The organism is Affinundibacterium danionis, assembly GCF_042432465.1.
Classification (GTDB): Bacteria; Pseudomonadota; Gammaproteobacteria; order Burkholderiales; family Burkholderiaceae_D; genus Undibacterium; species Undibacterium danionis.
Genome location: NZ_JBHLXJ010000009.1, coordinates 64,282 through 84,757 on the forward strand (window position 1 = coordinate 64,282; position 20,476 = coordinate 84,757).

Consider the following 20,476-nt stretch of genomic DNA (forward strand, 5'->3'; position numbering starts at 1 on the left):
CGGGTTATTACTTCACTTATCTGTAACCTAAATTACAAAAATATCTAAGTTGAAAGTTGTTTTATTTGCGATTTTTCTGATCATGGCGTTATTTACTTGATCGATGGTTGCATAAATAAAAGGACCTGTTCGACGTTTTGTGGATCACCTAGATCGTCAAGCAGTTTCTCATCTAACTTTTCTTTCGCGCCACCAAGAGCCCAGCTAACTGCAGGATGTCTCAACGGCAGGAAGGAGGCAACCTGGGTTGCGATATGCATTGATCTTTCTTGTACTCCCCATATTACAAGGAGTAGGAGAACACGCTGCTTGTTGTTAGCAGCTAGCGCTCGAGTCACATCCAGTAAATCTTCGTCGTTGCCTTTGACCGCCAGCAATAGAAGTAAGCGTGAAGCGATCACTACCGCAAGCTTGTTCAGCAATTGGGGTGTGATTTGGGCGAGAGTTTCGGGCGCGACTCGTTCATATTCCGCCAATAATGCATGAACAGCAGATAGCCGAAAGCTCAGCTTGCCAGGGCTTGTGGCTAATTCAAACAGTTTGGTCTGGTGTTTGACCTCTTTGGATTGCATAAGTAATTCAAATATCGCATATCGAAGATCCGAATCGCTGGTGTCGATTGCCAGATGGTATAGCTTGTCCGAAATATCTGAGTCAAGCGGACTCAACTTTGAAATAGCTACAACTGAGGCGGCTGCAATTGGATAACTAACACTCTCGCCATAATGCGACATACTTGGCGACCATTTGTCATGAGCAAGTATCAGAAGTGTTGCGAGGTGATTTGAATGCGGTTTTGAGTTGATCAACTCGACTAGTGCCTGCCGAACGGGGCGACCTTTTACAGAAACAAAATTCAATATTCTAGAGGGAAGAGGTGCAACCATCGGTGTTGCAATAGCATTTAGCGCAAGGGCGACAACACTTGCAAAACGATTTGAAAGCCCTACTTCAATCGCATTGGAAAGTCCGTGACGAATCGCCGCCTTGATTGCCACGACAGCACTATCTGGTGCTGCACTATAGGCAAGAAGCCAATGTATGTCCTCAGCCATGAATACAGACACGTGTTGATCCAAGTTGAGGCGGAAAACGCGTACTGTTTCACTGACTTCGTTCTCGCTCTTCAAGAGTTCAATCCCTAGTTGAGAAAGAGTGGGCAATACGGAAGTGAGTAACGCAACGGATGCCAAATAAATTTCCTTAAAAACTGGTAAAGCGCTGTTTAGTATGTCTGAAACTTCTGACGCCTCAATCACGGCGTCAAATTTTTGATTGGGAAGTTGCTGCAATTCGCTTAGGTCGATAGCCAATTCGATGAGTCGTCCTATGCGCCTTTTCTCGAAGAGCAACTTCGAAATCTGTGTGATTAACTCCGGCTCATTCTTCGCCATGCATAGCAGGGCTCCGTGTCGAACGAATTGATTAGTATGGCCGTCAAGTATTCGCTCCTTAAGTTTTTGTGAGAATAATGGATCCCATGTCTTGGTGAGTAAGGGCCATAGATTATCCTCGTCTTCTGTATCGAACGCACTGGTGAATGCACCAGCAATTTCATCAGCGCCAATTTGTTCAGCGTTTGCCATGGCCCGAAGCCAGTAAAACACTAGTTTGTTGGAGTGTTTGTGTTCAGCAATCCGTTTCCAGCTAATTGTCTTTCGCACGCGCTTAACATAAGCATCGATGAATTCCCCTGCAGTCCAACCATCGTCGTTGTCGCTTATATGCTCGATATAATCGTTGCTGTACTCTTCGTTGAGTATAGCCAGTTGGGTCTTCGCGTTCTCCAAGAGTTCAGCTTGGCTGGGAGTTCTAACTTCAATTGCCACATTGATTATTCTTTCGAATCCCTCTATGTCGTCCAGCGCACCTTCAGCTATGACATCAGTGGTGCTTGCAACTCCGTAACGAATCATTTTCTCCGCTGCGGCAAGAAAAGCTGGCGTGAGGCCTAACGCCAGGCGTCGAAGTTCTGAGACAAAATCAATGAAGAAATAGTCCCGCGAATCTGGCAATACTTCTACTATGAATTCCTGCAGTAGTGCCTTTACAGCAGGGTTCGCACGCATATTTGCGTACCATGTCTCATCTTGGTGGAGTGGTCTCCATATATGCATGTAGCCGAATCTATTATCTTGACGATGAAGTAGAAAGCGGGCAACCTCTGATACATCGCTTTGCGATGAGCCTACAGATGCGGCTAATTCGAGATTGGTCTCGAGTGCTCTTCCGCCCTTTGCGAGTTCAATAGCTATCCACGAATCTATTTTCTTCTGATTTTCGGATGATATTTTAGGCCTCAATTCAGGCGTTCTGTCAGTCGCCCGAAGTAATCTAGCTGAGGCGGCGATCCCCCATGTCCCCTCAGTGTTGTTTGACGACATCAAGATTTCTATGAGGTCGAGTATGCTCCTCTTCGCAACAAGATGTTTTTGAAGCAGCGCCTTCTCAATTCCAGCCTCGACACGAGGGTGATAGTATGTAATTGTTGATTCCACTTGACGAAGGTTACGCGCTGCGACGAAGAATGATAGGAGTTGGGATGTACTTTGTCCGTATCTATCACTCTTTTCAAACAATTCCTCTTCAATTTGGCGAAGTAAATTTATCGATAACTTTTCATTTGTCTTTAAGAGACCCCAGATGATTGCGGCCGCACTGACGCCGTTGCGCGCTTCAATCTGATCGACAACAGTGCGCTCGATCGAATTTTGATGAGCTCGACGAATCGCTTCGACTATCAGGGCAGTAGAATTATGTCTTTCACTGTTTTCGATCGTTGGTAATGCATCAAAAAATTTCTGAATTTCGAGTGGCGTAGCAAGTTCAGATAAGACACGCACCTCACTCCTCCTGGCTATCCCATGTAGCCTTCTAGGTAATGCGTCAATCCTAGTTTGATAAAGACGTTTACGTTCAGATTTGCCATAATGTTCGGCTTCCAATCCAACAATCCACGGCTTTACTGTGCCAAGTGCACCGGTAGCTTGGGCAACATCAAGTCTCGAAGTTGCGACAATAAAGCGATCATGTCTCGCCTGAGAAAAAAATTGTGATAGCTGTTCGTTCCAAGGCCTGGCAGCTGGTTCAAAGTCGTACCGTCCCCACGGATCTTCGATATCGTAGAGTACTGGTGATTCCGTTGTGTCCGAAATAAGCTGTTGTGGTCCAAGGGTAATCGGCACACGTGTCAACCCAGGGATTTGTTCGCGAAGCTCCTCAAAAAGCTTCCGTGTTGCCATTGTCTTCCCAGTGCCAGACTGACCAGTAATTAGTGCAGCGTGACGATCTCGTATAGCTGCAAGTAATTCAGGCCAGTTGGTTGGATAAACGTATTGATCAAGCTCAGGTGAACTTGCTATGTATCCACCGTGTCGCCGAATGAGTTGCTCCAGTTCTGACCTAGTCCAGTGGCCAGCGCCAGCGCCGGCGATTCGAAGCCGCGCTTCTTCGCGCAAGGCCCGCTGGCATTCTTTTAGTCCAGTATGAGGAATTCGAAAGCTTTCTGTTAGGAGTCTCTTGATGTCGGTCTCTAGGCGTTCCTCGTCTTGATTGCCAATGACTGCGACACGACCTGTTGCCCCCTCAGGTAGGTCGTGTTTTATGGATGCTGGCATGCTTTCCGACTTTGGCCAGATCCCAGCTCGACGAACCCGAAGATGACGCGTTCCGCCATTTAGACCAGCACTGGTGACTAGGAGGTATCGTGCGCTCGATTCCTCGAGCCGCTTTGCTGCCGATTTACGAACTTTTCCGTGCTTAAGAAGCTTCTGTATTCCAGCAACTGTCCACGCATCGCCCGAACGGCACTTAGCCTGAACAATTAGGCGATAGGTTCCCAATGAAATCTCAGTGGTGACACGACCTGGTTCATGCTCTTCTAGATCTGCCTCAACATCTTCTTCAGTTGCGGGTTCGAGAACAACCTCTTGAGCTAACTTAGCTGCGAGAACCAAATCGAGTGCCAGCCAAACTGAAACATCAATTTGGTACTCGTAACCCAATATTGAATATGCTCCAGACCCTCCCACAGCGGCATCTCCACTAAGGTGATCTGGTTTCGCACTTGCTAGGGAGTTAGTCGGCATGACCATTCTAGATCTTGACCTGCACTTGTGGCTGAATCATTGCTCTCAGTTGTGTATAGATAGGAATGTCGACCCCATCCTTCACTTCTAATGTGACTGCAATGCCATATGGGATCTCAACATCCAATACGTTCGTAGCGTCGGCCTTACAAGCGATATGTAGAATAATTTCCTCCCCCTCTTGAAACGCCGCAATCGCCTTTTCGCTCTCAAGCACTTCGTGCTGTACCGTTCCTCGATGGATTTGGTTGTGATCAGCATCTTGACGTGTCAGTCTAAGCGCGATTTCGTCCCATGCCCCCTTGGACGATAGTTCTAGCTTTGCTTCTCGTAGGTTTCGATGATCAGGATTAATGGGAGTAAACCATGCAAGTGTCACTACCAAACGCCTCCAATCCTTACGATTTGCAAGTGCAGGAGGGATCGGAAAACGAAATTCATGAACTTTACCGGCACCAATTTCTCCGACACCTAGCACAGTTCCCCGCTGTTCTGTGCAAGTAAGTACGCGCTCTATGTCGACAGTCCCGTAGCCCATGTATCGGGACAGCATTTCTTTTAGTTTTCGTCCATTCTGAGGGGTCTTGATTGCTTTGGTGATAGCAGCTTTAGCATCTTTATCATGGCGTGCTCCATGCACCAAGAGTGTCTTTATAAGAATAGAAAAAAAACGCTCGTCCAGCAGGTCGCCGTTCTTTTGCTGAAGATCGAGAAGTACCTCGTGGATGCGAGCCCCTCCTCGTGTCGAAAGAGCCGTTGCATTGCTCGTGCCACGGGTGTGAACACATTTCCCCAACTCACCTTGCTGGTCACTATCCCATGCAACACGTTGTCCTGGCTTAGACTTATACTTATCCAGTTTTAAGACGGTTCCTGCTGGAGGCACCTTATATAACTGGCGACCACCAGGAAAAAATATTTCCGGCTTAACCGACTTTCTGAATCCATGACCAAGTCGTGAGACTAAACTGAAAGTAGCTGAACTGGGTAGCAGATCAACACGGTCGGCAAGCTTGAATTCTCCAGAGTTGTCGGCATGTGTAGATCCAACAGTTAAGACATTCATTGCTTCTGCGGGGGAGAGTAATCTCCGGCCTGACAACTGCCGTTCTACGCACTTTAATGTATGTATAATCTTATCCTCGTCGCTCAACAGCACAAATTCTGAGGTGGAAATGCCGACATCGATATCATCCAAGTAGTTTCCCGCGCTTACACATATCAGCACGCGATACTTCCACGAAAGCCAGTCTAACAGTCTTGCAAGAGGGCTCGGTGTATGGACAAAAGGGCGAAAAGGATCACCTACGGATAGATTGATAATCTTGACCCCAGGTGCTTGGGGGGGCACATCTTCCGCGCCCTCAAACATTCGACGGACAGCTAGATGGATCCGATCCTCCAGAAAAACATTATCGGGGACATGTTCATCCCGAGTAAACTCATGAGGCTCCAATATGGGGCGAATATACACTTTTCGCGTAAGCGGCACTGAGTCGCCATCATCGAGTTCTCCGTGAACAAGAAGAGACGCCATTGACGACGCATGCTTCCTTTCGCCTAACCTATATTTTTCTGCGAGATTTTCAGGGTCGTCGAATAACACGCGATCCCTGAGAGCGGGATGATTCAAATTTGGCACACCATCAAGCAGAGCCACAATCGGATCGAGTTCGGAATTCCCCGGTTCAATTTCCGAAAGGTCACCTTCACCGTCCTCTACTGCAATCAAGGATTGACCGGTCGGACGGAAGTACATGATGCTGGAAAATTGAAATAGATGGATGTCTGTTCTACGGGTTGGCGAATTTAGATCGCTCAAGAGTTGTTGCACCGCCACGGCAGGAATTTCAGCCTTCACAGCATGAAATGAAATGTCTTTTAAATCAATGAATGCTCCTAATGTTCGCCCATCCAATTCTGCCAACATTGCTACAACTGCTGCTTCATTGAGTCGTCTTTTTGCGACGTTATCGCGATAGAAGAGTTCAATTTGAAACGTGATTTTCTGGTTTATATCTACTGGATCTAGCAGATCATTCCATAGGTTGATCATCCCAGTCTCGTCCAAAGACTCCTCAATTCCCCACCGACGGATGACGACGATTTGACTGAATATATCCTTCCACTTCCCAAGCCGATAAGGCATTGCTTTTTCGTTTTGCCATCTGCTCCAGAGAGAAAGCAACTCAGCTAAGCCTGCTTCGTTGACCATCGAAAGGAATAACCGTCCCGAAACGATCTTCGTGCTTCTCTTGCCCTTCGAATCGACCTCGTAGAATTCATCAGTCGGTTCGAAATCTTCTAAGTCCCACTCACCTAGCCATTCAAGGCCTGCAGCCTCCACCGCTTGCTTGAAATCTTCAACCCGCCCTGCGATCTCAATAACCAGAACTGCTTCAGGCTCTAGCCCTGCGACTGCGCCGCTAACTTCAGCGCGATACTTCTCGAAATTACTTTTTACTTCGGCAATTTGCCCACTTAGTCTTTTGACTTGAGTCCCATGATCAGGGAAGTGGGGCTTGCCAATCATCATGGGGCGGCCAACAGGAGGCGGAACAGTCTTGGCTCTAGGGAATATAAGAAGTGGAAGAAAGTCCGCCATCGATTTTTGTCTCCCGATCTAGTTGGTTTTTGTAGGGTTCAAACGAGCCTTCCACTGCTCCAATTTTTGTTGCGTAATTTTCTTAGCGTCGTCTGTTCTTTGTTCAAGGATGGCACGCCTTGAGATCGACAAACAAAGTTCCTCGACGTCAGAGAAATTCGCCCCTAGTAAATGTTTCGCCAAGGTCGCTGCAGTTATGCCATAGTTAATCCCAGTGCGCCGCGAAATTGACTCTATGAAGGCGCCCAATTGATCCCTAGTTGGAGTTGGCAATTCGATTCTCAATTGGAATCGGCGCCATACCGCGCGATCAAGCAGTTCAGGATGATTGCTCGCAGCCACAACCACAACGTAGTCGGGCAACTCATCCATTTGTAACAGCAATGAGCTGACCACACGCTTTATTTCGCCCGTTTCGTGGGTATCGCCTCGCTCTTTTCCCAACGTTTCGAATTCGTCGAAAAACAGAACACATCTTTGAGTTCGTGCGTAATCAAGCACTTGCTTAAGACGATTTGAGGTTTCACCTAGATAGCTTCCCACCAACGTCTCGTAGCGAATGACCAAGAGGGGGTACATTAGTTCGCATGCTAGCGCCTCGGCCAAAGAAGTCTTGCCGTTTCCTGGGGGGCCTGCTAGCAAGATGCGGTTGCGTGGTGATAGATTGTGCGCATGCAATAGTTCGAATCGATGCTGCTCTTCCACAAGCTCTCGGATCTGGGACGAGATTTTTTCCGGAAGGACTAAGCTGTCCAAGCCGCGATCTGGAGCTAGCTCGTATAACAAATCTTTGGGTCGAGAATTGCCCTGATCGATGCGCTGTGCCAAGTTGCGCGAGACTTGGATCGTGTCAGGTTGTATCGCTTTAGCAAGCCTATCGCTGAGAATTCTATGTCCCCGTAAGCGCTCTTCATTTATCAACTCCTCTGCTGCTCTGCGAAAACCTTGCTGATCGCTGTTCGTGGCGCTCTTCAATAGCCGTACTAAGAGATCCGCCTGTGCCATTCGGTACTACTCCTTGTTTCGTTTCACGCAAAATGGCCTGTCAGAATGTTCCAGAAGAAGCGCAATTCATTTTTTAAACCATTAAATTTATTCAAAATTGTACAGGGATCTGTCAAGCGGCGTCCAATATTTTCCAGTAGTAAGCGGATATTTGCTATGCATATTTCTTTATCGCCTTAGATTGAAACGTATTGACGCGATTTCCAAGTATGTTGAAATTAACAAAAAGTGGAAAAGTAACTGTGCTGTTTAATACGTCAGTTGAGCTTGTTGAATGGAGCTGTCAGTTCGTTTGAAGTGCTTTGGCGCATGTTTCAATCCCTAAGACAGAGTGGTAATCCTGCTAACGAGCACCTCGTTTTCTAATAGGATCCATTTGTGTCTCATTTAAATTGCCTTGAGATATGTTGTAAAGTCGTCGACGCCTGAGACAACTTGGGAGGAGCAGAACTGCTTTAAACCGATTTTTGATTCATTAAGTAGATTTGCAAGGGCTTTGTCGGTGAAAAATGCATGAGCACTTGCTAAAGCAATTTACAAAGTTGCAATATGAGTAACATTTTCATTGTGAAATTTTCGATTTCTGTTGTGCCTCACAATCGCATGAAGGTTTGCTTGTATGCGGGTAGTTATTAGATGTTTACTGGTAAGATTTTTCTGCCAATGGGCGGTTGCCATTAATGCTTGGCTCATATGTAGCGAGTAACTTCCACTCGTAATCGGGCTAATTCCATCTGCCCTTCAGTAACAGGCTTACTGTCTGCCGAAATTAAGTTGCCTTCTCGATCAGCCTTCACTAAGTTATTCAACGTCTGATTCGAAATATTCAACGTACTTGAAACTATCGCCATACTCTGACCGGTCTTGATCAATCGCACAGGCTCTAGCTTAAACTTTGATGTGCAACGTGCTCTTTTCATTTCAATTCCCTCCTAGCTTTATTTTAATCCTTCGATAAGAGATCCGTTTTGCTGGGGCACGCTCAGTTCTGCCTAGTTCACAATATCGAAAAACTAGCGCACTGTGGTTATGGTGCAAGACAGTAAAAGAAATAGCCGCAAAGCACCTTCAAAACACAAATTGAAGCGCAAAAAGTTTGCCTTTTAGATCAAATTTACGGCACACTCGCTACACGAAATTTTATTCTAATTTATTTGCTGAAAAAAATCGAAACGCGCTGACTTTGTTTGCGGCGTTTGGGGTTTTTATACAGCTTCGTTATGCTTTTACCGAGCAGCGCATATAGGTCAAACAAATGACTCCTGAATATCGAATCGATGCTGAAGAAAGAATTACCCTGTACCTCAAAGGTAATGACGTAACAAACATTAAATACATGCAAGTCGAGCAAACATACCGTGACTTAGGCTCTGAAATTCATGTTTGGAACGTAAAGACAAAAAACGGTAATTGGTGGGTTGTTGAAGGTGAGGGTGCGCCCATGAACCTCTACACCCAAGACGAATTTTATTTTTCTTCCGACGAAGCATATTCTTTTCACATGGGAATAACCCAAAGGCTGCAAGCAAGGCACCATAAAGAGTTCAAGCATATTATTGATGAACTGCCTTTGGATATTGACGGCATAAAATCCATAAACCGACGGCTTAATCTAGCGGCGGTAGATTTGAATAATGTTGTTGGGGTGGAGAATATTCAAAGTATAGGTTTGACATGTAGAGAGAGCTTAATAGAGTTGGCTGTTGCTCTTGTAGATGCCAATCCAACCATCTTGGAAGAAAACGGTCTCAAGGCTGCGGACTTCAAGGGCATCGCGAAAGTTGTAATCTCTATCTATGCCAAAGGAAATAGTAATAGCAATTTACGGAAATATAGTCGCAGCATGGCAGAAATGGCTTGGGATTATTCATCTTCAATTGTCCATTCGCCTAACAAAAATATTCCAGATGCAAAAATTTGCCTGTTGTTTACCTGCGCAACTGTTTCAATGTTTCAAAACCTCTATCTGAAGTTTTTAGGTTTTGATGCAGAGCAAAAATGTCCCGAATGTAAAAGCATGGACTTTAATTTACAGACAACCGACGATAAAAGGTTCACCATGCTTTGTAACGACTGCGGTCATGAAGAAGCCGTACAGTTAGATAGCTTGAGTGATCAACAAAAAACATAACTAACGTTCGAGCCAAACTGCCGCGAAGCGGCTCGCGTCAGCCCCTAAACTTAATGTCAGACCTCAAGAAAGTAGCAAATGGATACGATCGGCGTTCTCGACCATATTCGCCTGGCTTTGATACCTCAGCGGCATTGGAAAGCTCACGAATTTGCGTTCTTTCTGCATGACAGTGTTCTTCACGCACTAGTTGAATATGAGCAAAGCGGCGCGCACAATTGGGTTACAGATGCCTTCGAACAGATATCAAAGGACCACCAAATTGGGGATGACTTTGACATTCTTAAATTCATGAAGGAACAGGATCTTATTGAACCCTACAAACACCACTTAATCAGCCACTTGGTACTTCGGCTCGTAGGCGACATGCTGAATTTCCTATACGAATCATTCAGCGCTTTCGAGAAGAGAAAATTTACCGTTGGCTGGTCGCTTCTAAGAAAGCCGATTAAAGAAAATTTACTATTTCTTAGCTGGATTCTCGCCAACGAAGTCGAGTTCATCGAGAAATTCGAATCAGACAATTATAAAACACTCAACAACATCAAAAAAGACAAGCAAATAGAAATTTTTGATACGGCAATCAAGAAAATCCCAAACTCGAACGCCTTTAGTCCTGAACTTCTATGGGACCATATATACTCAAAAAACCACTCTTCCGGCTTTGAGCCAACGTGGCAACGAGCCACTCACTTAATCACATCACATGGTGATTTACTAAAGACAGGGGACTACACAATAAACCTCATATTCGATAACCCATACAGCAATCATCACTATGATCTGTTATACGGAAAACTCCCATATGTAATGATTTATTTATCCTCAATCGCTTTTGAATGTTTCAATCGCATTCTCAAGATGAATGAACAGACGTACAACCACATGGCGATCATTTCAATGGGTTGTTATGAGGCACTGTTTATGAACAATCGCCGCCCACCTCTGATCAGTTCGCTAAACAAGAGTTTCAAGCCATTCCTAAAGTGTATTCACTGCGGCAAGGAAATAAGGATAAATAAGAAGAATGCACCTGCGATGTATATAAGAGATCAACTGGCATGCGACAAGTGTGGCCTTCAGTCTGCATTCCCATTTTATTGGCTTATGGGGCGCTCAAAAGTAACAGTATCAGCTGATATTGAAAAGAACGGAAGGTTCGCAAAAAATGAGGTCTAACTGTCGGTTCAACACGTACGCCAACGCTGGCCATGGCTCTACCATTTTTATGGATAGTGTTGGTGCCCTCTGCACTTCGTGCTCCGGAGCTGGTTAACATTGGCGTTATTTCTTTTGCGTACATAGGGTAGTGGATGATCTCTTTTGATGAGGCAATGGCAAAGGTTGAAGATGGTGATAAGCCTTCAATTTTGTTGGGTAATGGTTTTTCCCGCGCATGGCGAAACGAAATATTTAACTACGCAAATTTGCTTGAAGCTGCCGACTTTAAAGATCGTGAATTAGAAATTCGGAAGCTTTTTCAGCTTAGTAAAACGTATGATTTTGAAGCCGTGATGAGGTCATTTGTGTCAGTTAAGGCCGTGCTTGACGCCTACGGCGGCAACGAGGCTTTAGTCGAAAGCATCGGAAAAGACCAGCAACTTCTGAAAGATGCTCTCATATCAGCAATTTCTAACACCCACCCAAATCGACCAACTGAAGTTTCCACAGATCAGTTTACAACTGCGCGCCGCTTCCTTTCTCGTTTCGATCAAATTTTTACGGTGAACTACGATCTCTTGTTTTACTGGGCGAGAAACATGGATGCCTTGCCGCCCGAAAATTATTCGACTGATGATGGATTTCGCAAAGGCTGTAAATGGCAAGGACATGGAACAAATCAGGACGTATATTTTTTACACGGAGGCTTGCACATCTTTGATGGTGGAGCGGCAATCGAAAAACATGCGTCTACTAAACTAGGCACTGGTATCGTCGATTTAGTGAGGGCTAATTTGGACATAGGTAAATTTCCCCTCTTTGTTTCCGAGCCGACTTCTGCCAAGAAGAAGCAGAGAATAGAGCATAATCCGTACTTAGATTTCTGCTTTCGAGCCCTTGGTAAAGTCAACGGAACCTTCTTTATCCAAGGTCATTCAATGGACGTAAACGACAAGCATATTTTTGACAAACTGAAACAGAGTGGTGTCAATACGTTCTTTGTATGTATTTTTGGTGCTGAAGATAGTGAGGATAATTTGAGAGTTAAGGCTAATGCTCGTGCATACCTCGAATCGTCTAATTCTTGTGTTGAGTTTTTTGATGCGCAGTCTGCCTCAATTTGGGCATAACTTATCATTCGTATGGTACGGCTACGCCGATCCATAATTCAAACGTCCTGAGCGAAAAGAGTATGTCGTCATACCTTTTGCAAAATGCGCAAAATCCACCCTAATATAATTTCGCGCCAGAACATCGGCGTTATGTGTTCAGAAATGTCCGTTTCTTTTAAGTTTATTTCGCGTGACATGCATGATGAAAGAGCGTTCCGCGATTCTCCGGTTTGGATACATTGGGAAGAACCAGAGCAAGATGAATTGATTGCTCAATCGGGCGTGGATGCGGAAGTCGCAGGGGCAGAAAAATAGCATGTAATGAAGGTGAATACTATTTTCCTTGTCTTGGTTTGGAGCCACCACCATTAGTTCGTGGAACATTGATGTATGCCACGGCTATGGTCAAATGAAATTAGGATGCCGAAGGTAATTAATTTGGTCAGTGTGGACTTCCCCTAATTCCGTAGACACATCCTAAATTGCAAATTGGCACTGTTCGACAGCTAAGGGATTCGTTTAATTTAGCTTCTCGGCGGACGAACCTTAGTCGTCATCATCGTCATTGAACTCCGCATCTTTTTGAGATTGACATGGTGTGCAAAGATCGCCGTTTATGACGCTGTATACCGGTTCGTTATTTTGTGCTGTCTCAAGGCAAAGAGTGCAATAGCACTGCGCACATTGATAGTGATAAGCCATGAAAACTCCTTTTGGCAAAATTTTAAGGTAGGAAGGCGTAACGGCGAAGTCGCGAACAGCGCCGTTTGGCGTTGTTCGCGGCTGCTCCCTGTTAATAGAGTCGTTAGACCAATGAAGCACATACTACAGATGGTGAATTGCAGCCACCGCTACTAGCACTCATTTTTTTCTCGTTGCCGAATCACTATTGGGTGCGTCACTCTCCTGCGCAGTGATGCATTTCGAAAATTCGACATACTCAGGAAGTGCTTCTCAAGGAGTGTGTGCTTAAGTTTTCCAAGGTTCTTGCCATTGAGTCGATTTCTTTCAAAATCAACTTAGACTTGCTAGGTAGCGTTGATCGAGGCAAAAGAGTGTTCGAGTCTCTCTCGAACCTGGGAGTGTATCCCAACAATTTAGCGTAACCTGTAACACTTTTGCCCAAGCCTTCATAGAACCGCTCGAATAATTCCTCTTCTTTCCGTGCTGAAAGCAGTCGATATTGCGATTTGCAGAACGCGCATACCTGGATGTAAAACGGAATGAATAGTGGCCCCGCCGCATACTTTGCGTGCTCGAACGCTGTGCTGAAGTGCGATAGCGCCAGCGAGGTATTACCAGCAAACAATGCATTCTGTGCTCGTACCCATTCGTTGAGCCAATGGGGGGGGGTTAATAGCGCTACGTGCCATTCAGCTTCGGTGTATCGCAAATATTCTTTTTTATATATTTGCTCCATACAGTTTGGAATGTATCCAGTAAGGTTTAAAGAGCCAGGTAAGGTTCTAATTCCATCGAGCAGAGCTCGATATCGGTTGGATGACTGCTTTGCGAAGGCTTCATCGACGATGGGACTATCGTTGAAAAGCAGGTCAAGAACGTCGCTGCTGGGTTTTGAGTGGCCATGCTCAATTTTTTCGCATATCAAGTGGTCTCGCACAGGAGGTTCGAATGGCCCATAATCAATCAAATGGACATTGAGGTTGTGAGTAATCATTGCTGCAAACGCATGAATCGCGAATGCCTTGCTTGTAATAGCCTTCGGCAGGAGGTAAGTCAGCGGTTGAAGGGTTGGATAAAAGGTCTCCCATTTCATCCGGTTGTGCTTCCGTAATCGGTCGATCACTTGTTTGGATCGAGTATTGACTTGCATTGAGGTGAAGTCACGGAGCCATATTTGCTCATTTTGTGTCCCCTCTTGATGAAATTCGTGATACTGGTGAAGTTTATGCAATGTGATGCCTGTGATTTCACAAGCAACATCCGCGAATTTCCTCAAGGGCCAAGGCTCATTCAACGCAATAGTTGGCCAAGTGTCGTCAGACAACAGCTCGCTTGGTAGGTGCCTCGTCAGTGAGTGAAGACATAGACTGAGAAAGTACTGATAGCTGTAGTTTTGATTCTGCGCATTGCTGACGTGTTCTCTAACAAATTCTCGGTAGTGCTCAAGGGCCGACACGTAAAAGTTCACCGCCAGCTGGGAAACGCCCCAGTGAGAATAGCGCTCAGTGAGCATCGCCTTGATGTATTGGTGTAACTCATTATATTCATCAATAGACTCAAAGTCGGTTTTTGATAGATGATTGACATAGGCTTGAATCGTTCTGCTTTTCTTGATCTTCTGCGTATTCCTTGGAGCCAGCTGTGTAGTAATTACGACCAAGTCGTCGAGCGACCCATACGTACCATCTTCCTTTTTAATTGCCTTAAAAGCCTCTCGCAATGCAGTGCGTCGATCTTTCTCGGTGGCGGTTAAAGGGAAGGTTATGTCTTCGTTATCGCTATTCCACAGTCCTAGGCAGTCGCACACGACTTTGTGTAGGTGGCCTAGCGTCGGAAGTTGATTTGTAGTTGGCAGCATATTTTTCCTTTAGGTGAAGTTGTCGCTATCCTATCGGAGTGACTGCTGTTTTACTAAGTATCAAAATCGCGATATGTTCCATCACAGTGAGCGCTAAGGTTCGCCGGGATACAGCTAGTGTTATCTCTAAGTTCCCTTTGCGGTCCGATCCTCCATTATAGTGGCGTGGTAGTTACTTAAATTTTTTTAAAACTCTGATAATTGCACATAAGTAATATTCTAGAGGTCGATTGTAGATTTTATTTTGAGAATTAAAACTCATTTATAAACTAGATTCTGAAAAGGCGCCGAAATTAGATCTCCTTTCGCGACACAGATAAGTCTACTTCGAAAGTAATATTACTTACACGTGCTGAAAGTTATCGCTTCTACGGGAGCTTCGTTTTATGTTGTCTTTGACGACAAAAAAGATGTTGGTAGTTCCTTATGAAATAGGAATTCTCGACTCTAGAAAATGTAACAAAAGTAAAGTGTAAACAAGAAGCCTAAAATCATGAATTTTGTTTGCATAAAAGAGGTAAAAAGTGAAAACTTAATCATGCGCCAGTCTTAAAAAATATTGTTTACATTTATTAAGTGTGCATAACCGTTCTGAAACCTAGTAAGTTAATATAAGTAAACAATGGCCTATAACTCACTGATTTATAGGCTATTTTTATTTACGTTTAGGCAGGGGCGAGTTTAGTTTTGATTGATTGCTAAACGTAGTTCAATAACGGTTCCTTGACCAAGTTTTGAACTAATAGACAGCACAGCATTGAGAGAATCTGCTCGATCGCGTATGTTTTGTAGACCACGCCCGGCAGCGTAATTGGCCGTATCAAAACCAATGCCATCGTCTTCAATTCTAATCAAAACGTGCGGGTCGGAATTTGCCGGTGTTTTCAAACGGGTAGCGATGCTGATACTGCTAGCTTTGGCATGTTTGAGTACATTGGTAATGATTTCCTGAACTATTCGCAAAATTCTTAGTGCTTGTGGTGCGTCTAGCCAAGTTATTGCGGGCAAGTCATCCATTTGCCATAGCACCTTTAACCCAGCACCTTCAAGTCGATCACCAATTCGATATCTCAGTGCACCGAGTAATGTTGATAGATCATGTTCTATTGGCTCAAGTGACTCAATAACCAGCTTGAGATCATCCAAGCATTCTCGCAGTACCCGCCTTACTTGAGTGGAGTCTAGACTCTTGTTTTCCGCCATAGAAAGCGAAGTCATTAAAGATGAACCCACGCCGTCATGCATATCTTTAGCTAGCCTCTGCCGTTCAAGTAAAATTGCTTGTCGCTGTTCTATAGCGATGAGCTGATTATGTTTTTCTCGAAGTTCGGTTTCTTTTGCTACAAGCTTAGAGGATAAGGTCGCGTTTGCATTTTCGGCTATTTCTAAGGCTCCTAGATATTTGCGTTGAGTTGCAAAAATAAAGGAAATAAAAATCATTATCGTGCCATAAGGAGACATGAAAATATGATCAGGGTGTGTTTGTGACGTAATATAAGAAAGATCATGTACGCCGAAGCAAATCACAAAAAATAAAGACGCCGTCAATACAAATTGCTCGATACTTCGTGTTTTAAGATACTCCCTCGCAATCGAAATAATTAAGAGTATCGAAACGAAAACGAGAATCCAATGCTGCAATAATAATGCATTCATTTCCCATCGCCAAAAAGGTAGGGTAACGACCGTATTGACCAAGACATAGGCTGCAAAAGCAGCCTCTCTTTTGGGATAAGCTCGTCCATTGAGACGAATCGCGAACATAAAGGTGAACAGCAACATCCAAGAGATCGATGCATCGACAATTTGACCAAACCAAACTGAAGCAACTTCGTTCTCAGAAAAGTCTGTACTGTATTGTAAATTAACAATAAACCACGCGACAGAAGATAGGAACAGGATCCCGTGAATTGCTTCATTTCGTCTGACGAGAAAGAACTGTAGCGAAAGTAGTCCCATCAATAATCCAACGATCATTGTGGCTGACGGTAAGGTAGTTTGGAAAAAATGACGCAGTTTATAGGAGGTGTTCAAGTCTTGAGCTTCATCAAAATACAATGAGCCAACGGCATAGCCTTGAGCTTCCCGAAACGGAAACGCTAATATAATTTCAATCGTCTGTCCTGGCTGGGAAAGTTGTAACGGGACTGGGATAAACAATGGGTGATTCCATTGCATTCGCCAATTTTCTAAATTGACATAAGTCAGTTGGCGATTAACCCAAACCGAATAGGCGCCACCTCCCATGATTCTCGTCCCATACAAAGCGAGAGGACTTGATGGATTGACGTTTTCTGGAACGACATACGTGAAGCGAAACCAAGCTTGCGATATCTGAGAGTCCTGACCCGTAGCGGATGCAATTGGTAGCGGCCGAATATCTGGTGTTGAAACGCTTTCCCAATGCGCCAGGCTGAAATCTAAAGGACGTTGTGCTAGTTTTGAGAAATTAGTCTGTGTAAATTCAATATGCGAAAGTGGCTCTACCCAACGTTCTACGGATGTTAGTTTTTTGTCGCTTTGGCGGACAGGCTCTGCCCATATAAACATCCAAAATAAGGCTAAACAAGCGATGCTGCCGATGAGCCATAGCGCACCCCAAAGAGTCCGGTTTACGTATTGATTAATCTTTAATAAGCCCCAGTCGTCGCGCTTCATAGATCGCCTCTGTTTGCGAATGGACCTGCAATTTGCGATAGCAGCGTTGTACGTTGGTCTTGACCGAATTGATTGAGATATCCAACAAAGCGGCTACTTCCTTGAGTGTGAAGCCCTTTGCAATCAGGTTTAAAACAGTGGCTTCCTGAGCAGAGAGTGTTGGCGTGAAATCGCCAAATTTTTCTTTTGTTTGGCATAACTTTTCTGGCTTGTTGGTATTCAGAAATGGTGTATCGCTTAATGTCCTATCATTTAATGTCGTGGTCGGCATTGGCATTAATTGCTTTAACAATTGCCTTGCAATAACGGGCGAAATCGGACTTTCGCCACGGCGTAAAGAGCGAATATGCTCTGCCAATGTCTTATCATCAGCATCTTTGAGTAGATACCCCATTGCCCCCGCACGTATCGCGCCGAGCACATTTTGTTCATCCCCAAATACCGTCAGAACCATAATGACGCATGAAGGCCAGCAATCGACTGCTAGGCGAATAAGATCAATACCGCTTTGCCCATTTGGTAGCCCAATGTCAACCAAGAGCACGTCAGGTGGCTGACCGGAAAGTAAATTGAGTGCGTCAGGAAAGTTTGCGGCAGAAGCAGACAATGCCATGTCTGGTGCGTTAAGTAGCACTTCTTCAAACCGATGCCGAAAAATCGGATCGTCCTCAACTACTGCCACGTGATGAAATGGAGAAATGGTCATAATGGCATAGTTTACAACATTCATATCTGTCTGCGCATCACCTATATAGGTGACAGACGAAAGAATCAGACGTCCGTAAAATTCAAACAACAAAAATTTGTTGGGAAATGAATTAAACCAATGAATTGTCTAAATAACTCGCAATTTCAATCTGACGGCGATCTTATGAACCACATCTACCGAGTCATCTGGAACCATGCTACAGCGTGCTATCAGGCAGTCACAGAACATGGCAAAGCCCAAGGTAAAAATAATAAATCACGAGCGAAACTACGCCTCCCTACGACTATCTTTACAATAGGCGCGACCTTGGTAGGATTAAGCGCACCTAGCTTTGCCGCCAATGTTGGGGCACGAGTTGGTATCGGAGGTGCTGGCAATCCGTCACTAAACGCGATTGGCCTGAGTGGTGGCAAAGTCACCGCAGGTAGCGCTACCATTCATCAAAACGGTAGCAACACCATTATCAATCAGACCAGTAACAAGGCGGCAATTGATTGGAATAAATTCTTTGTTGGTGCGAATGAATCTGTGCGCTTTAATCAACCGAATGCCAGCTCACTAACCTTAAACCGTGTTACCGGCACCGAGTCAAGCGCCATCATGGGCAATCTCAGCGCAAACGGTCACGTGTTTATCCTTAATCCAAATGGCGTATTGTTTGGTGCAGGCTCACAAGTGAACGTGGGTGGTCTAGTCGCCAGTACTCTAGGTCTGACCAATGAAAATTTTATGGCCGGCAACTATCAATTTACTAGCATCAACAGCGGCAACCATAACGGCAGCGTCATCAATGATGGCAAGATTAGCGTTGCGCCGGGTGGTACGCTCGCGCTGATGGCACCGCTGGTACAAAACACAGGCACGCTTAGTGCCGCTGGTGGCAAAGTGCTGTTGGCCGGAGCGCAAGGTGTTACCTTGAATTTGCAATCCGATGGTGGTTTGGTCGGCTATACACTCGATGTTGGAAGTGCGCAAGCCTTGGTCAACAATGGCGGATTAATTGAAGCAGGTGGTGGCCACGTTGTGCTAACTGCTAAAGGTGTCGATGCATTGAGTCATGCAGTCGTGAACCATAGCGGTGTCATCGAAGCACGGACAGTATCAAATAAAAGTGGCGTGATTGAGCTATTGGCTGACATGCAGAGCGGAGCAGTGAATCTCAATGGCAAATTAGATGCCTCTGCTCCCATCGGTGGTGATGGTGGTTTTGTCGAGACTAGTGCAGCTAATGTACAGCTTTTGAGTAAGGCACTAGTCACGACCCATGCGGCAAATGGTGTGACCGGAAACTATCTCGTCGATCCGACAGACATCATCGTTGCAAATAGCGGCGGCAACATGACGCCTGGGGTGCTGGCGAGCCAGCTTCAGATGACCAATATTACCTTGCAAACTTTACCTACAGGCACGGGCAACGGTGATATTTTCTTTAATGATCCACTGACTTGGAACGCCAATAAACTTACATTACAAGCACATCGCAACATCAATATCAATGCCAACTTGAACGCGTCAGGCACTGCCAAATTAGCGTTGAATTACGGGCAAGAAACTAGTGATGGTGCCGGTAGTGACTACGTCTTGGGCAGCGGTGTCAAAGTGAATTTGCCTGCTGGTAGTAATTTCAGTACTAAGCAGGGATCGTCTGGCAGTACGAAAAATTATACGGTCATTACAACTTTAGGGCAGGCTGGAAGTCTTTCGGGTACTGATTTGCAGGGGATGAATTTGCCCAGCAATAATGGAACACCGAGTGGTTTATATGCACTTGGTGCGGATATTGACGGCGTCGCAACGCAAGGATGGAATGGCGGGGAAGGATTTTTGCCAATAGGAAACAATTACCCTTTTAAGGGGCAGTTTCATGGCCTTGGACATACTGTAAGTAACCTTTATATAAATAGACCATCATCAAGAAAAATCGGCTTATTTGGGGATGCTTACGGTGGCAATAATAATGTAGTAATTCGTGATGTAAGCATTCTTGGTGGCATGATAGTTGGTGATAGAGAAGTGGGAGGTTTGCTTGGACAAGGTCAATCAATTACGGTCTTAAATAGCAATAGCAGCGCGAATATTGTTGCAAATATTGGGTCTGCTGGTGGACTTGTGGGGATTATGCTTGGTGGAAGCATTAGCGGTAGTTCTGCAAGTGGAAACGTGACAAATAAAGACAATCAAGGTAGAGCCGGTGGACTCGTCGGAAATACTTCGGGCGAAGAAGTTGGTCTATATTCAAGCACGTTGATTACAAGAAGTTATTCCAGTGGTAACGTTAGTGGGGGCGATGTCGTTGGGGGATTGGTTGGTGGAAATTGGGGGGTAATAACGCAATCCTATGCAACTGGAAATGTAAGCTACTCAGGGGTGGGGGCTAATCCCAATATGGGATCTGCTAATGCTGGTGGATTAGCGGGGGCNCGAATGGAGGAACGATAAACAATAGTTATGCCACGGGTACAGTT

General features: G+C 45.1%; 11 protein-coding genes and 1 pseudogene. 5 read left to right on the forward strand and 7 right to left on the reverse strand.

The window, feature by feature from the left end; genetic code table 11:
- Positions 1 to 92: 92 nt before the first annotated feature.
- The 4 genes and pseudogenes from ACFFJH_RS08590 to ACFFJH_RS08605 all read right to left on the reverse strand — a co-directional run.
- Positions 93 to 4,088 carry an nSTAND3 domain-containing NTPase gene (locus ACFFJH_RS08590; RefSeq protein WP_390211680.1) on the reverse strand — a complete coding sequence of 1,332 codons (3,996 nt, stop codon included), beginning with the start codon at positions 4,086 to 4,088 and terminating at the stop codon, positions 93 to 95.
- A 7-nt stretch (positions 4,089 to 4,095) separates the two neighbouring features.
- Positions 4,096 to 6,693, reverse strand: coding sequence for a S8 family peptidase (locus tag ACFFJH_RS08595; protein WP_390211681.1), 2,598 nt, complete (start codon positions 6,691 to 6,693; stop codon positions 4,096 to 4,098).
- Between the two features lie 18 nt (positions 6,694 to 6,711).
- Positions 6,712 to 7,698 (reverse strand): AAA family ATPase, encoded by a 987-nt coding sequence (locus ACFFJH_RS08600; RefSeq protein WP_390211683.1) that lies wholly within the window; start codon positions 7,696 to 7,698, stop codon positions 6,712 to 6,714.
- Between the two features lie 698 nt (positions 7,699 to 8,396).
- A pseudogene (locus ACFFJH_RS08605) lies at positions 8,397 to 8,618 on the reverse strand (transposase); the annotation flags it as partial.
- A gap of 335 nt (positions 8,619 to 8,953) precedes the next feature.
- On the opposite strand from ACFFJH_RS08605, the gene ACFFJH_RS08610 reads away from it, so the two are divergent.
- The 4 genes from ACFFJH_RS08610 to ACFFJH_RS08625 all read left to right on the forward strand — a co-directional run bounded on the left by ACFFJH_RS08610 (position 8,954) and on the right by ACFFJH_RS08625 (position 12,417).
- Positions 8,954 to 9,829 (forward strand): hypothetical protein, encoded by an 876-nt coding sequence (locus ACFFJH_RS08610; RefSeq protein ID WP_390211685.1) that lies wholly within the window; start codon positions 8,954 to 8,956, stop codon positions 9,827 to 9,829.
- A 78-nt stretch (positions 9,830 to 9,907) separates the two neighbouring features.
- A complete protein-coding gene (locus tag ACFFJH_RS08615; RefSeq protein WP_390211686.1) occupies positions 9,908 to 11,008 on the forward strand; it encodes a hypothetical protein in 1,101 nt (366 codons plus the stop codon).
- A gap of 134 nt (positions 11,009 to 11,142) precedes the next feature.
- On the forward strand, positions 11,143 to 12,120 hold the full coding sequence (locus tag ACFFJH_RS08620; RefSeq protein WP_390211687.1) for a DUF4917 family protein: 978 nt from the start codon (positions 11,143 to 11,145) through the stop codon (positions 12,118 to 12,120).
- Between the two features lie 144 nt (positions 12,121 to 12,264).
- Positions 12,265 to 12,417, forward strand: coding sequence for a hypothetical protein (locus ACFFJH_RS08625; protein ID WP_390211688.1), 153 nt, complete (start codon positions 12,265 to 12,267; stop codon positions 12,415 to 12,417).
- A gap of 625 nt (positions 12,418 to 13,042) precedes the next feature.
- Here ACFFJH_RS08625 and ACFFJH_RS08630 read toward each other — a convergent pair.
- The 3 genes from ACFFJH_RS08630 to ACFFJH_RS08640 form a co-directional block, all read right to left on the reverse strand.
- Complete coding sequence (locus ACFFJH_RS08630; protein WP_390211690.1) at positions 13,043 to 14,644, reverse strand: hypothetical protein; 1,602 nt, start codon at positions 14,642 to 14,644, stop codon at positions 13,043 to 13,045.
- 681 nt (positions 14,645 to 15,325) lie between these two features.
- A complete protein-coding gene (locus ACFFJH_RS08635; RefSeq protein ID WP_390211693.1) occupies positions 15,326 to 17,302 on the reverse strand; it encodes a sensor histidine kinase in 1,977 nt (658 codons plus the stop codon).
- Complete coding sequence (locus ACFFJH_RS08640) at positions 17,268 to 18,101, reverse strand: response regulator (RefSeq protein WP_390211695.1); 834 nt, start codon at positions 18,099 to 18,101, stop codon at positions 17,268 to 17,270. The genes ACFFJH_RS08635 and ACFFJH_RS08640 overlap by 35 nt, the downstream gene beginning before the upstream one ends.
- Positions 18,102 to 18,173: 72 nt before the next feature.
- Here ACFFJH_RS08640 and ACFFJH_RS08645 point away from each other — a divergent pair, with 72 nt between their 5' ends.
- A complete protein-coding gene (locus ACFFJH_RS08645; RefSeq protein WP_390211697.1) occupies positions 18,174 to 20,450 on the forward strand; it encodes a two-partner secretion domain-containing protein in 2,277 nt (758 codons plus the stop codon).
- Positions 20,451 to 20,476: the final 26 nt, after the last annotated feature.